At 60.0% G+C, this 15,101-nt stretch carries 12 protein-coding genes; 3 read left to right on the plus strand and 9 right to left on the minus strand.

Translation table 11 applies throughout. The features are described from left to right. Positions 1-39: 39 nt before the first annotated feature. From BK670_RS22565 to kdpF, 5 genes are all read right to left on the minus strand, one after another. On the minus strand, positions 40-2,691 hold the full coding sequence (locus BK670_RS22565; protein ID WP_123453061.1) for a sensor histidine kinase: 2,652 nt from the start codon (positions 2,689-2,691) through the stop codon (positions 40-42). 130 nt (positions 2,692-2,821) lie between these two features. Further along, entirely contained in the window at positions 2,822-3,367 is a 546-nt protein-coding gene (kdpC, locus tag BK670_RS22570; protein ID WP_123453063.1) for a potassium-transporting ATPase subunit KdpC, read from the minus strand. Between the two features lie 231 nt (positions 3,368-3,598). Next, the gene (gene kdpB, locus BK670_RS22575) at positions 3,599-5,662 is read right to left on the minus strand and encodes a potassium-transporting ATPase subunit KdpB (RefSeq protein ID WP_123453065.1); all 2,064 of its coding nucleotides are present in this window, start codon (positions 5,660-5,662) and stop codon (positions 3,599-3,601) included. A gap of 10 nt (positions 5,663-5,672) precedes the next feature. Next, positions 5,673-7,367, minus strand: coding sequence for a potassium-transporting ATPase subunit KdpA (kdpA, locus tag BK670_RS22580; RefSeq protein ID WP_123453067.1), 1,695 nt, complete (start codon positions 7,365-7,367; stop codon positions 5,673-5,675). A gap of 8 nt (positions 7,368-7,375) precedes the next feature. Beyond that, complete coding sequence (kdpF, locus tag BK670_RS22585; RefSeq protein WP_007899818.1) at positions 7,376-7,465, minus strand: K(+)-transporting ATPase subunit F; 90 nt, start codon at positions 7,463-7,465, stop codon at positions 7,376-7,378. 399 nt (positions 7,466-7,864) lie between these two features. Between kdpF and eat the strand changes: the two genes are divergently transcribed. From eat to BK670_RS22600, 3 genes are all read left to right on the plus strand, one after another. Next, positions 7,865-9,229 carry an ethanolamine permease gene (eat, locus tag BK670_RS22590; protein ID WP_123453069.1) on the plus strand — a complete coding sequence of 455 codons (1,365 nt, stop codon included), beginning with the start codon at positions 7,865-7,867 and terminating at the stop codon, positions 9,227-9,229. Positions 9,230-9,358: 129 nt separating this feature from the next. After that, a complete protein-coding gene (locus BK670_RS22595) occupies positions 9,359-9,526 on the plus strand; it encodes a DUF2897 family protein (protein ID WP_123453071.1) in 168 nt (55 codons plus the stop codon). Between the two features lie 138 nt (positions 9,527-9,664). Beyond that, positions 9,665-10,219 (plus strand): TetR/AcrR family transcriptional regulator, encoded by a 555-nt coding sequence (locus BK670_RS22600; RefSeq protein WP_123453073.1) that lies wholly within the window; start codon positions 9,665-9,667, stop codon positions 10,217-10,219. On the opposite strand, the gene fabF is transcribed toward BK670_RS22600, so the two are convergent. The 4 genes from fabF to BK670_RS22620 form a co-directional block, all read right to left on the minus strand. Continuing rightward, positions 10,216-11,490, minus strand: coding sequence for a beta-ketoacyl-ACP synthase II (gene fabF / locus BK670_RS22605; protein ID WP_123453075.1), 1,275 nt, complete (start codon positions 11,488-11,490; stop codon positions 10,216-10,218). The two genes, BK670_RS22600 and fabF, sit on opposite strands and share 4 nt — an antisense overlap. Positions 11,491-11,512: 22 nt before the next feature. Next, entirely contained in the window at positions 11,513-12,316 is an 804-nt protein-coding gene (locus BK670_RS22610) for an SDR family NAD(P)-dependent oxidoreductase (RefSeq protein ID WP_123453077.1), read from the minus strand. A gap of 216 nt (positions 12,317-12,532) precedes the next feature. Continuing rightward, positions 12,533-12,868, minus strand: coding sequence for a ComEA family DNA-binding protein (locus BK670_RS22615; RefSeq protein ID WP_123453080.1), 336 nt, complete (start codon positions 12,866-12,868; stop codon positions 12,533-12,535). A 110-nt stretch (positions 12,869-12,978) separates the two neighbouring features. Further along, a complete protein-coding gene (locus tag BK670_RS22620) occupies positions 12,979-14,973 on the minus strand; it encodes a polysaccharide biosynthesis protein (RefSeq protein WP_123453082.1) in 1,995 nt (664 codons plus the stop codon). Positions 14,974-15,101 lie beyond the last annotated feature (128 nt).

Raw genomic sequence — 15,101 nt, forward strand, 5'->3', positions numbered from 1 at the left:
TCAACACAAAAGATTGGCAAGAGAGTAGCGCAGTCGCGATCAGGCTTCATTGTCCATTCCCGGCTGGGTCTGCAACGGCAAGTGCAAGGTAATGCAGGTGCCGTGTCCGTCGATGCCGTCGGCGACGCTGATACGACCGCCGTGCGCGCCGACCATGCCCTGACAGATTGCAAGGCCGAGGCCGGTGCCCTGCCCCCCGCGATCACCCCGGGCAGCGGTGTAAAACATGTCGAAAATCTTCGCCCGTTCATCCTCGGGAATCCCCGGCCCCTCGTCGCTGACCGAGAAGAAAATCTCCTCGTCATTCGCGCCCGCACTCAGTTGCAAGCGACCGTGCGCGGGTGAGAAACGTGCGGCGTTTTCCAATACATTGACCAGCGCCTGTTCGATCAGCGCCGCATGCACGAACAACAGCGGCAACTCGGCCGGCACATCGGTGCTGACCTGCAATGGCGCGAGCACCGCGCGCAGGCGATTGAGCGAACTGCCGACGATGTCGGCGGGCGACACCCAGTCCCGCGCCAGTTTCAGCGCGCCGTGGCCGAGGCGGGTCATGTCGAGCAGATTCTGGATGTAGCGATCGAGGCGTTCGGCTTCATCGCGAGTGCCTTCGAGCAGTTCACGACGATCCTCCAGCGGGATCGCTTCGCCGAGGGCCAACAGGCTGTCGATGCTGCCGCGCATGGCGGTCAGCGGCGTGCGCAGGTCGTGGGACACGGAGGCCAGCAAGGCACTGCGCAGTTGTTCGGTTTCACCGTGCAGGCGCGCGGCTTCGAGGTCATCGGCCAACTGCGCGCGCGCCAGCGCTTGGGCGAGCGGCTGACTCAACGCAGTGAGCAAACGCCGACGTTGACCGCTCAGGGTCTGGCCTTCTTTGGCGCAAACACCGAGCAACGCCAGCGGCCCGTCCTCGACCGACAGCGGCCACCACCACCAACGTCCGAACGGCAGCGTGCCAGTGCCCATGCCTGCCGGTTGATCATGCTGCCAGGCCCAGTCGGCGGCGGCACGTTCGGACTCGGTAAATTCCAGCGGTCCGCCGGTCTCGACCTTCCAGCCGCCCTGCCCGTCACGGTTGAGCAGGCACAATTGCAGATCGCTCCAGCCATTGAGGTGTTGCGCGGCGGCGCTGACCACTGCCTGACGGTCCGTCGCGGCGGTGAGTTTGCGCGACAGGTCGAGCAGTTCGGTGGTTTCTTCCTGGGTGTCGCGCAAGGCCTGTAGTTGCCGACGCTGCCGCGCCGCGAGGTTGCCGGTGAGCGCCGCCATCAGCAGGAAAAACAACAGCGTCAGGACGTCTTCTTCGCGCTGGATGGCGAAGGAAAACTTCGGCGGGATGAACAGAAAGTCATAGGTCAGAAACGACAGTGCGGCACAGGCCAGCGCCGGGCCGAGACTGCTGCGCACCGCCACCAGCAACACGGCCGCGAGGAACACCAGCGAGATGTTCGGCAACGGCAACACACTCGACACCGCCCACGCCAATGCACTGGCCAACACCGTGGCGACCAGCGCCAGCGCATAGTCGAACCACACCACGTTCAGCGCATTGCGCGGGCGCGGTTGCTGCTGTTGCTGATCGCTGTCGAGGACGTTGATCTCCAGCCCGTGAGCCTGACGCAACAGACGCGCCGCGAGTCCACCGCCGAACAGACGCCGGCGCAGACGTGGCCGGGACTGCCCAACCAGAACCAGACTCGCACGGCGTTCGGCAGCATGCTGGATCAGGGTTTTCGCCACCTCACCGGCGCGCAGCAACACCACTTCACCGCCCAGGCGCTCGGCCAGTTGCTGAGCGCTTTGCAGGCGCAGACGCGATTGCTCGTCGCGTACAGTGCCGTTGTCGACATGCACCAGACTCCACGGTAAATGCCGGCGCTGGGCAACGCGACTGGCGTGGCGCACAAGGCGTTCGGCCTGCGCATCACCATCGACGCCGACCAGCAGGCGTCCACGCACCGCCGGCGCCGCCTGACCGAGTTGGCGATAGCCTTGGGCGAGATCGTTATCGACCTGCGCGGCGGCCGTTTGCATCGCCAGTTCGCGCAATGCGGTGAGGTTGGTCTGGGTGAAAAACGCATCAATCGCCGCGCGCGCCTGCTCCGGCACATAGACCTTGCCCTCGCGCAGACGCTCGAGCAATTCACGCGGGGGCAGGTCGATCAGCAGCAGTTCGTAGGCTTCTTGCAGGACCCAGTCCGGCAGGGTTTCGCGCACTTGCACACCGGTGATGCCGCGCACCTGATCATTGAGACTTTCCAGGTGCTGGACGTTGACCGTGGTGAACACGTCGATGCCGGCGGCGAGCAGTTCCTGAATGTCTTGCCAGCGTTTCGTGTGGCGACTGCCGGGGGCGTTGCTGTGGGCCAGTTCATCGACCAGCACCAGTTTCGGCTTGGCCGCGAGAATGCCGTCGAGGTCCATTTCTTCGAGCATCACGCCACGGTATTCCGAGCGCACCAACGGTTGCTGCGGCAAGCCGCCGAGCAGCGCTTCGGTTTCGGCACGGCCATGGGTTTCGACGACACCAGCGATGACTTTCACGCCTTGGCGCAATTGCGTGTGGGCGGCCTGGAGCATGGCGTAGGTTTTGCCGACACCGGGGGCGGCGCCGAGAAACACTTTCAACCGGCCACGGCCGTCACGGGGCAGGTCTGCTAACAGCGCGTCGGCGCGGCCGGAGTCGCTCATGCTTGATGTTCTCTTTTGCTGATGTTGATTCGGTGTCTGTTATGACCCCTTCGCGAGCAGGCTCGCTCCCACATTTGGAACGCGTATTCCTGTGGGAGCGAGCCTGCTCGCGAAGGGTCGCGCCGCCGGTTTACAGTTTTTCCAGTGCCATGTTCAGCTCCAGCACATTCACCACTGGCGGCCCCACCAGCGGCTGTTCGATGTGCGCATCGAGCAGTTGCTGCAAGGTCGTCACCGGCACGTTTCGCGCTGCCGCAACTCGCGCCAGTTGATAGGCAATTGCCGCCGGTGGCAAGTGTGGATCGAGGCCACTGCCAGAGGTGGTCAACAAGGCCAATGGCACCGGGCCTTGCCCCGGAACCTGCAATTTGTTGGCGTCGTCGATCACCCGCGTGGCGAGTGCCGGATTACTCGGTGCCAGGTTGCTCGCACTGCTGGAAACCGTGGCAAACGCACCAGCCGATGGCCGTGGATGGAACCACGCATCGCCGACAAAATCCTGCGCGATCAGCGACGAGCCGCGGACTTTGCCGTCGGCGTCGTGCACCAGGCTACCGTTGGCTTGGGCGGGAAATGCGACTTGCGCGACACCGGTCACCACCAGTGGGTAGGCGACGCCGGTGACCAGGGTCATCAGCACCAGCAGGCTCAGGGCCGGACGTATCATTGTGGACATTTTCAAGATCCTCGAATTCGTTGGGCAAACTTTGGTGGGGTGTCAGGGAGATCTTTTCCCCCTCACCCCAGCCCTCTCCCCCAAGGGGGCGAGGGGGAAAGGGAGCCGATTTATATGCTTTTCAAAACTTGCGTTCGGCTCGGTATCTCAAGTCGGTGAAACTCTGATAAACCACTCGGTCAGTCCCCTCTCCCTCTGGGAGAGGGTTAGGGTGAGGGGCTTTTTCCGGCCTCACACCAGATGCAGCGCCGTGAGCAACATGTCGATCGCCTTGATCCCCACGAACGGCACCAGAATCCCGCCCAATCCATAGATCAACAGATTGCGCCGCAGCAACGCCGCCGCACTCGCCGCCTGGACGCGCACACCGCGCAGCGCTAGCGGAATCAGCACAACGATGATCAAGGCGTTGAAGACGATCGCCGAGAGAATCGCGCTCTGCGGACTGGTCAGCTGCATGATGTTCAGCACGCCCAGTTGCGGATAAATCGAGGCAAACAACGCCGGCAGGATCGCGAAGTATTTGGCCACGTCGTTGGCGATGGAAAAGGTCGTCAGCGCACCGCGAGTCACCAGCAACTCCTTGCCGATCTGCACCACGTCGAGCAGCTTGGTCGGGTCGCTGTCGAGGTCGACCATGTTCGCCGCTTCGCGGGCAGCCTGGGTGCCGTCGTTCATCGCCATGCCGACGTCAGCCTGGGCCAGCGCCGGGGCATCGTTGGCGCCGTCGCCGCACATCGCGACCAGACGACCGTCGTTTTGCTCGTGACGAATGCGCGCGAGTTTTTTCTCCGGCGTGGCCTCAGCGAGGACGTCATCGACGCCTGCTTCAGCGGCGATGGCAGCGGCGGTCAGCGGGTTGTCGCCGGTGACCATCACGGTACGAATGCCCAGTTTGCGCAGTTCGGCGAAGCGCTCGCGAATGCCGGGTTTGACCACGTCCTTGAGGTGGATCGCGCCAAGCAGTTTGCCGTCGGCGCAGACCAGCAATGGCGTGCCGCCGCTCTGGGCAATCTTGTCGATTTCCCGCGACAGTGCCGGGGCCAGATCCGAGCGTTTTTGGCCGAGGAAACTCAGCAGTGAATCCACCGCACCTTTGCGGTAGACGCGACCTTGATAGTCGACGCCGGACAAACGGGTTTCAGCGCTGAACGGCACGGCGGTCAAGGTTTCCAGCGCCGGCTCCGGTTGCGGATGCAGACCGCGCAGGTATTCAACAATGGATTTACCTTCAGCGGTTTCGTCAGCCAACGAGGCGAACAGCGCGCCTTCGGCCAGCTCGCGACCACTCACACCCGGCGCGGCATACACCGCGCTGCAACGACGGTTACCGAAGGTGATGGTGCCGGTCTTGTCCAGCAACAGCACGTGCACGTCGCCCGCTGCTTCCACCGCGCGGCCAGACTTGGCGATCACGTTGAGGCGCACCAGACGATCCATCCCGGCGATACCGATGGCCGACAGCAGACCGCCAATGGTGGTCGGAATCAGCGTGACCAGCAGCGCCACGAGGAACACCAGCGGCAGGCTGCCGTTGGCGAAATGAGCGAACGGTTGCAGGGTCACGACCACCAGCAGAAAGATCAGGGTCAAACCGATCAGCAGGATATCGAGCGCCACTTCATTCGGGGTTTTCTGGCGCTTGGCGCCTTCAACCAACGCGATCATGCGGTCGAGTGTCGATTCACCGGGGTTGGCGGTGATCTTGACCAGCAACCAGTCGGACACCAGGCGTGTGTTGCCGGTAACGGCGGAACGGTCGCCGCCGGACTCACGGATCACCGGCGCCGATTCACCAGTGATCGCCGCTTCGTTGACCGCCGCGATGCCCTCGATGACTTCGCCGTCACCGGGGATCATCTCCCCGGCTTCGACGCGCACCACATCGCCTTTACGCAGGCTCGTAGCCGGGACCACCTGAAAACTGCCGTTGGCCTGTTTGCGTCGTGCGCTGAGGCCTTCGCTGCCAGCCTTGAGGCTGTCGGCGCGGGCCTTGCCGCGACCTTCGGCCAAGGCTTCGGCGAAGTTGGCGAACAGCACGGTGAACCACAGCCACAGGGCGATTTGCGCGGCGACGAAGGTCGGCACGTCGGCGTCGGGAATGAAGCACAGCACGGTGGTGAAAATCGCCGTCAGCTCAACCACCAGCATCACCGGCGAACGTTTCAGTTGCCGCGGGTCGAGCTTGACGAAGGCTTGCACCAGCGCCGGCCGCCACAGGGCCGAGATCGCGGTTTTCGGTGCTTCTGCCGACTTGGTCGGCTCTGCAGGTTTTGCAGGAACGTGCATATTCATGATGGATTCCTTAGAAGCCCATACTTAAATGTTCGGCAATCGGGCCGAGCGCCAGAGTCGGCAGAAAGGTCAGGCCGCCCACCAGCAAAATGGTCACGGTCAGCAGGGTCACGAACAGCGGGCCATGGGTCGGGAAGCTGTTCTGGCCGATCGGTGCGGTTTTCTTCATCGCCAGGCTGCCGGCCAGTGCCAGTACCGGGAGGATGTAGCCGAAGCGACCGATCAACATGCCCAGGCCCAACATCAGGTTGTGGAACGGTGTGTTCGCGCTCAGGCCACCGAAGGCCGAACCGTTGTTGGCGCTGGCCGAGGTGTAGGCGTAGAGCAACTGACTGAAACCGTGCGGGCCAGGGTTGCTGATGGTCGCCGCCGGACCTGGCAGGACAGCCGCGATCGCGCCGAGTACCAGCACGCCAACCGGCATGACCAACAGTGTCACGACCAGCAATTGCACTTCCCGCGCCTGCAGTTTCTTGCCGAGGTATTCCGGTGTACGGCCGATCATCAATCCGGCAAGGAACACCGCGATCAGCACGTTGAGCAACATGCCGTAGAGCCCGGCACCGACGCCGCCGAAGATCACTTCGCCGACCATCATGTTGACCAGCGCGACCATGCCGCTGAGCGGATTGAGGCTGTCGTGCATGCCGTTGACCGAGCCGTTCGAGGCTGCCGTCGTCGTCACCGACCACAGCACCGTGGCGGTGGTGCCGAAGCGGGCTTCTTTACCTTCCAGCGGTGCAGTCTGTTCAACTGCCGCGTTGTTCAAGGTCGGGTTCGGTTGGTATTCAGCCCACAGCGAAGTCGCGCCACCGATCAGGAACAGCGCGAACATGCAGGCGATGATCGCGCGGCTCTGACGCAGGTCCTTGACGTAGTGACCGAAGGTGAACACCAGCGCTACCGGAATCAGAATGATCGAAGCGACTTCGAACAGGTTGCTCCACGCGGTCGGGTTCTCGAACGGGTGCGCCGAGTTGACGCCGAAAAAGCCACCGCCGTTGGTGCCCAGTTGCTTGATCGCAATCTGACTGGCGGCCGGGCCGAGCGGGATCACTTGATCGACGCCCTGCATGGTCACTGCATTCACATATTGCGCGAAAGTTTGTGGCACGCCCTGCCAGACCAGATACAGCGCCAGCAACAGGCACAGCGGCAACAGGCCGTAGAGGGTGGCGCGGGTCATGTCGACCCAGAAGTTGCCGAGGGTTTTCGTCGATTTGCGGCCGATGCCACGGCACAGCGCAACCAGTACGGCGAGGCCGGTGGCGGCGCTGACGAAGTTCTGCACGGTGAGGCCGGCCATCTGGCTCAGATAGCTGAGGGTCGCCTCACCGCTGTAGGACTGCCAGTTGGTGTTGGTCATGAAACTGACCGCGGTGTTGAACGCTTGCGTCCATTCCTGGCCCGGCAGATTTTGCGGGTTCAGTGGCAGGTGATCCTGGAACAACAGAATCGCGAACAGCAGGAGGAAACCGGCGAGGTTGAACGCCAGCAGCGCCAGCGTGTACTTCTGCCAGCTCTGTTCAGCCTGCGGATCGACCCCGGCGATGCGATAGCAACCGCGCTCGACCGGGCCGAGAACCGGCGTCAGCCAGGTACGCTGACCTTCCATCACCTTGTAGTAGAAGCGCCCGAGGAACGGCGCCGGCAGCAAGACCACCGCAAAAAACGCGAGGATCAGCCAATAGTCATAACTGTGCATAGCCGCTCCTAGTTCCGATCCGCGCGCAACAGCGCAACCAACAGATAAATGAACAGCCCCACTGCCAACAGCAGTGACACCCCGTCCAGAACGCTCATGGAAGATCTCCGTGTTACGGCGTATTGCCGCGTGTGGAGGCATTGTCGGAAAGGTGGCTGTAAAGGAACGAGAGCGAGGGGTCTGGCTGGGCATAAAGAAAGCGTAAAGAGTGGGTTTATGCTGGCGTTACAGCAGGTTTTTACGCCGTCAGGCCGGGCCTCTTCGCGAGCAGGCTCGCTCCCACAATTTGAAATGCATTCCCCTATGGGAGCGAGCCTGCTCGCGAAGACGGCATAACGAGCAACATCGCACTCAACTGGCGCACAAAAAGCAGCTATCCCACCGCGAACATCCCCGATACGACAGCTTTCAACTCATTACGACTTGTTTCACAGCAATGGCACGCCCGCTGCAAACGCCCTTCCCTGAGCTTTCCAAACCGTTCAGGGAGCAAACGCATGAACACACAACTCAAACCCACGCTGGGCACCTTGCATCTGTGGGGTATCGCCGTAGGGCTGGTGATTTCCGGGGAGTACTTCGGCTGGAGTTATGGCTGGGGCGTGGCCGGGACGCTGGGTTTCCTGGTGACCTCGTTCATGGTCGCGACCATGTACACCTGCTTCATTTTCAGTTTCACCGAACTCACCACGGCGATTCCCCATGCCGGCGGGCCGTTTGCCTATAGTCGTCGAGCGTTTGGTGAAAAAGGCGGATTGATCGCCGGGCTGGCGACGCTGATCGAATTCGTCTTCGCGCCACCGGCCATTGCCCTGGCCATTGGCGCCTACCTGAATGTGCAGTTTCCGGCACTCGATCCGAAGCATGCGGCGGTCGGCGCTTACATCGTGTTCATGGGGCTGAACATTCTCGGGGTGAAACTGGCGGCGACCTTCGAGTTGGTGGTCTGCGTACTGGCGGTGGCCGAGTTGCTGGTGTTCATGGGCGTGGTCGCGCCGGCCTTCAGCTTCAGCAACTTCGCACTGAATGGCTGGGCCGGTTCGGATGTGTTCGGTGCGCCAGCGATTGCCGGGATGTTCGCCGCGATTCCGTTTGCGATCTGGTTTTTCCTGGCGATTGAAGGCGCAGCGATGGCTGCCGAAGAAGCCAAGGATCCGAAACGCACGATTCCAAAGGCCTACATCAGCGGCATCCTGACGCTGGTGTTTTTGGCCATGGGTGTGATGTTCTTCGCCGGCGGCGTTGGCGACTGGCGCACCCTGGCCAACATCAACGACCCACTGCCACAGGCGATGAAAACCGTGGTGGGTGACAACTCCGGCTGGCTGCACATGCTGGTGTGGATCGGCCTGTTCGGTCTGGTCGCCAGTTTCCACGGCATCATCCTCGGCTACTCGCGGCAGTTCTTCGCCCTCGCCCGTGCCGGTTACCTGCCCGCCTCGCTGGCGAAACTCTCGCGCTTCCAGACGCCGCATCGCGCCATCATTGTCGGCGGCATCATCGGCATTGCGGCAATTTACAGCGATGGTCTGATCAACCTGGGTGGCATGACCCTGACCGCCGCGATGATCACCATGGCCGTGTTCGGCGCCATCGTGATGTACATCATGAGCATGCTCAGCCTGTTCAAACTGCGCAAATCGGAACCGAATCTGGAACGCACCTTTCGCGCGCCGTGCTATCCGTTGATTCCGCTGATTGCCTTGGTGCTGGCGGTGGTTTGTCTGGTGGCGATGGCCTGGTTCAACGCGTTGATCGGGTTGATCTTCCTCGGCTTCATGGCGGTCGGTTTCGGCTATTTCCTGCTGACCGGGCAACTGCGTGCCAATGCACCGGCCGATGCAATGCTGACGGGTAATTGAGGGATTTCGGGTGTACCGGGTACAAGCGGCCTAGAATGGAACCACTGCGAAGTCACTTCGCTCAAACGTGGTATGCAGCGTCGCACGGCGAAACCCTCGTCCGTCGAACTGCCCTTAAGGAGAGCCGTTATGCCTTGGTATGCCTGGTTGATTCTGGTGATTGCAATCGGCTCGATCGTCGGCGGATTGATGATGTTGCGTGACACCGCCAACAAGGTCGATCTGACCGATGAAGAACGCCGGCGCGTTGCTCAACGCAATGCCGAAGCGGACGCCAAAGATGCACAAGACCGTTGAACACTACCCCGCCTTAATCGGTGGGGTTTGTGCTTTTAATAGCCATTGAACCTATCCGCACGCTTTTAAGAAGTAGAAGTACAGTCACCATCTAATTTTCCTTGGTTAAGATGGGGACATTGTTGCGGAGAGTTTCAGATGCGTTATTCGCAGGATCATAAAGCCCAGACTCATAAGCGCATCATCAAGGAGGCTTCGGCACGCTTTCGCAAAGACGGAATCGGCGCTACAGGCCTGCAACCCCTGATGAAAGCGCTGGGTCTGACCCACGGCGGTTTCTACTCACATTTCAGATCCAAGGACGAGTTGGTCGAGAAAGCCTTGCAGGAGGCCGGCCAGCAGGTCGACGGGTTATGCGCCGAGATTTTTGCCCAGGACAACCCGCTCCATGCGTTCATAGAGACGTACCTGTCCGAATGGCATCAAACATCGCCGCATGAAGGCTGCCCATTGCCGACCATCTCTTCCGAACTTGGCCTGCGCGGACAACCGAGCCCGACCAGCGACGTGGTCCTGAATGCACGGCTGGAGCAGATCGAAAACAGCCTCGAAGGCGAAAATAACGCTGACCGCGCCATTGTCATCATGTCGACACTGGTTGGCGCGCTGCTGCTGTCACGCAGTGTCGCGGATGCCGAGTTTGCGCAACGCATTCTCGATGTCACCCGCGACCACCTCAAGAACCGGGACTAAGCCTGCCAGCGTTTGAACAACACGCTGGCATTGACCCCGCCAAACCCGAAACCGTTGGACAGTGCGTACTCAATCGACATCGGCCGCGCTTGGCCATGAACAATATCCACGCCTGCGCTCGCCGGATCGGGGTTGTCGAAATTCAGCGTCGGCGGCACCACCTGATCACGAATCGCCAACAATGTGAAAATGGCTTCAAGCCCGCCGGCAGCGCCGAGCAAGTGACCGGTGGCTGACTTGGTCGAGGTCACGGCGATTTTATTCTCGGTACCGAACAACGCCTTGATCGCGGCCAACTCACCCAGATCGCCCACTGGGGTCGAAGTCGCGTGAGCGTTGAGGTGCTGCACCTGACCCGGCTCGATACCCGCCTGGGCCAGTGCCAGCGTCATCGCCCGCCGCGCACCACTGCCATCTTCAGGTCCGGCCGTCAGGTGATAGGCGTCGGCGCTGGTGCCATAACCGACCAGTTCCGCCAACGGCTTCGCGCCACGCGCCAAGGCATGTTCCAGAGATTCGATCACCAACAGCCCCGCGCCCTCGCCCATCACGAAACCGTCGCGACCGCTGTCGAACGGCCGTGACGCGCGCTCCGGGGTATCGTTGTAACCGCTCGACAGTGCCCGCGCCGCCGCAAAACCGGCCAGACTGACGCGGTCGATGCAGGCTTCCGCGCCGCCGCACACGGCAATATCCGCTTCACCGGCGCGGATCAATCGCGCCGCATCGCCAATCGCTTGAACACCTGCAGCGCACGCCGTCACCGGTGCGCCCAAAGGACCTTTGAGGCCATGCTGAATGGACACGTGCCCGGCCGCGAGATTGACCAGAAACGACGGAATGGTAAACGGTGACAAACGCCGAGGACCGCGACTGTCGGTGGTGCGCACGGCGTCGGCAATCGCACCGAAACCACCGACACCGGAACCGATGATCGTTGCGGTACGCTCCTGGCTTTCGCTCTCCGACGGATGCCAGTCAGCCTGCTCCAGCGCCTGCCGGGCAGCCTCCATGGCGAACAGAATAAAGCGGTCCATCTTCTTCTGTTCCTTGGGTGGCGTGGCGCGATCCGGATCGAAACCTGCTTCAGCGTCCTCTTCCAGCGTCGGCACCGCGCCGCCGACTCGCGTGGGCAAATCAGCGACCGTTGCCTCAGGCAAGTTACGCAAACCAGAACGCCCGGCCAGCAAACGCTGCCATACGACTTCAAGATCGCTGCCCAAGGGTGAAACCAGGCCCATGCCCGTGACGACTATTCGACGCGAATCCATACCGTGGTGACCTCTGATCAATTCAATTGTCGGACTTGTAGCGCTGGGCTGCGGAACTGCGGGAAAGGTTCGGTGCCATGACATGGCGAGCCGCAACATAGGCGTGCCATTCGCCTGCATCAGGCAGCGAAGGAATGGTGATCAACTCGCCCTGATCCAGACCGGCCAGCGCCGCATCGACCATCTCGTCCGCGTCCATGATCATTTCTGCCGGAATGCCACTGGCATCGATACCGGAGCGCTCCCAGATTTCGGTGCGGGTCACACCCGGCAGCACGGCCTGAATCTGCACGCCGGTGCCTTCAAGCTCAGTGTTCAGTGACTGGGTCAGGCTCAGTACATAAGCTTTGCTGGCGCTGTAGGTAGCGTTGAAGCGCTCCGGAAACAACGCCACCACCGAGGCGATATTGATGATCGTGCCGCGTCCGGCCTTGGCGAAACTGGCGGCGGCTGCCGAGGCCAGGCGCGTGACGGCGGTGATGTTCAACTGGATCAGTCGCTCCAATTGGTCCATATCAGCGTTGGCCAGCAATCCGTCCGCCGCCACACCAGCGTTATTGACCAGCAAGCTGATGCTGGAATCGCTGCGCAGACGTTGTTCGAGTTTGAGTACGTCATCCTTTTGCGTCAGGTCTGCTTTCAGTACTTCGACCTGAACGCCATGGGCATCACGCAACTGGCTCGCAGCACTTTCCAGACGATCCTTGTCACGGGCAACCAGCAGCAAATCAAAACCACGCGCCGCCAGGCGGTCAGCGTAAATTGCGCCGATTCCGGACGATGCGCCGGTCACCAGAGCAGTACCTTGAGATTGTGCGGAATTCATGAGAATGCTCCTGGAACGTTTGGTGAAGGAAGTTGCCGATGAGGCGTATTGGCTCGACGCATCGGCAAATTATTATAGGCATAATCTAAACGCAATATGATAGCCGTAATTTCAAATTGTCCGACGGGTGCCCTCTCCATCACTGCCCGCGGCCATGCGCTGCGCAAGTAAAAAAGGCCGGTCAATGACCGGCCCCCTTGGCGTTGAACACTCAGCTTAGTTGACTTCCAGCTTGTCGCGATTGCGATCCAGAATCGCCTTGCCGATACCCTTCACTTCCAGCAACTCATCCACCGAGGAGAATGGCCCGTTTGTTTCACGATACGTAACAATTGCTTTGGCCTTGGCCTCACCGACTCCCGCCAGTTCCTTTTGTAGCGCTGCCGCGTCGGCAGCGTTGAGATCGACTTTTGCACTTTGGGAAGGTGCCGCGGCATCCATCACCAAAGGCGCATTGGGTGTCTCCGCTGGCGCAACAGGTGCGGCAATAGCGGCGATCGAGGCGCTGGTGAGGAAAGCGAAAATCAGAGAGTAGAAGTAACCGGTACGCATTAGTGACGCTCCATCATCGTTTGAGAAAGCAGCTTTTCCGAAGCTGCTCTCCAAACGTAGGTCATGGTGGAGCGATGTCAAAAATGCGTGCGTTACAGGATGTGAAACAATCAGGGCTCGAGACGGCGCTGCTGGTAGATCCAGTCGACGATTTCGCCATCGGGGGTGTAGCCGGAGACGGTTTCGCGCAGGAGTTGGCGGACGCGGGAGTAGTCGTCCTGCTCAACGGCGATTAGCAAGTCTGCCAAGCGCCCTTTGAGAACGTCCCAAGGGAGGTAATCTTCGTTGGCACTCATGATCATCGGGTGTTGAGTGGCCGAAACGTTATCGCCGATCAGCAACTCTTCATAAAGCTTTTCACCTGGGCGCAGGCCGGTGAACTCAATGGAAATATCACCGTGCAGATTTTTCTCAGAACGAATACTCAAACCCGACAAGTGAATCATTTTCTCAGCCAGTTCGACGATTCTAACCGGCTCGCCCATGTCAAGTACAAACACATCACCGCCCTGTCCCATGGAACCGGCCTGTATGACCAATTGCGCGGCTTCCGGGATAGTCATGAAGTAGCGGGTGATTTTGGGGTGAGTTACCGTCAGAGGGCCACCGGATTTGATCTGGCTGTGGAATAGTGGAATTACGGAGCCCGATGAGCCTAATACATTGCCAAAACGAACCATCGTGAAACGGGTTTTGTTTACCCGTGAAACATTAGCTTTGTCGTCGAACAAAACGGGAGCAATCTCGCGACTGAGGGCCTGGAGGGTTAACTCGGCGAGTCGTTTGGTGCTGCCCATGACATTGGTCGGTCTCACCGCCTTGTCAGTGGAGATCAGGACGAAGTTGGCAACACCTGACTGAAGCGCGGCCTGAGCGGTATTCAGTGTACCAATGACGTTATTGAGTACGCCTTCAGCAATATTGTGCTCAACGATTGGCACGTGCTTGTAAGCGGCGGCGTGATAGACGGTGTCCACGCGCCAAGTTTTCATGACATCAAGAAGTTTACCCTGATGGCGGATAGAGCCGAGGATCGGGAGCAATTTGACAGAAACAGACTCCCGAACACCACGTTGCTCCAACTCCGAAAGGATGCTGTAAAGGTTGAACTCGCTGTGTTCAAACAAAAGGAGCGTGGTAGGTCTCAGTAAAAAAATCTGGCGACAAAGTTCTGATCCAATCGACCCGCCTGCACCCGTCACCAAAACTGTCTTGCCTTTAATGCAGTGCTCGAGCAAGTCATGTTGTGCGGGCACCGCATCACGTCCCAGCAAGTCAGCGATGTCGACTTCTTGAATGTCTTCTACCTTTACACGGCCGCTGGCCAGGTCGGTGAAATTGGGAACGCTACGCACATGCAGCGGAAAGCCTTCAAGGAAATTAAGGATCTCCCGACGTCTGGCTCGCGTCGAAGATGGGAGTGCCAACAAGACTTCCTGCGCACCCGTCACATCGATCATTTGCTGGATATGTTTTGGCTTATAGACCTGTAGGCCCGAGATTGAACGGTCTGCAATACTCGAGTCGTCATCGATGAATGCTACCGGACGCATTACTCGCCCCATGCGCAACGCAGCGACCAACTGGTTACCCGCCACACCCGCACCATAAATCGCTACTTTCGTCAGGCCATCGTCGCGATTAGTGAACGGGACATGTTGGGCAGCCGTGAACCAGTCGCCCATGAAATATTGACGCATGCATAGGCGCAAGCCACCGATGATGACGAGACTGAGCCACCAATAGTTGAAAATGATCGAACGGGGGACAACGGCCTCGTGGTTGCTGTACCAATAAACCACCAGAGCGAGTATCAACGAAGAGAGACTTACGGCCTTGATGATAGCGACCAACGCATCATTGCCAAAATATCGCATGACCGCACGATACATACCGAATCGGATAAAGAGAGGAATAGCGACAAGAGGGGCGCAGATGAACAGCCAGAGATGGACTTTTATAGGATTGACCATCTCGTCGACCCCAAGACGCACGATAAACGCCATCCAGAGCGCCGCCCAGACGAGGACGATATCCGTCAGCACCTGAATCAGTCGCTTTTGTCTGCGCGGTAGCGCCAACAAAAATCCGCGTAGCTTTCCCATATTCCCTCGCCCCAATCTGACCTGCTCCGTTGGTTGAACCGGCTGACACATTGTACGGAGTAAAAGATCCGCATTACAAAACAAACGCTAGCGAAACCTTACCAGCAAATCGACTCAAGCTCCTGCCA

This window comes from Pseudomonas fluorescens, from assembly GCF_003732425.1.
In the GTDB taxonomy this organism is placed as follows: Bacteria; Pseudomonadota; Gammaproteobacteria; order Pseudomonadales; family Pseudomonadaceae; genus Aquipseudomonas; species Aquipseudomonas fluorescens_BE.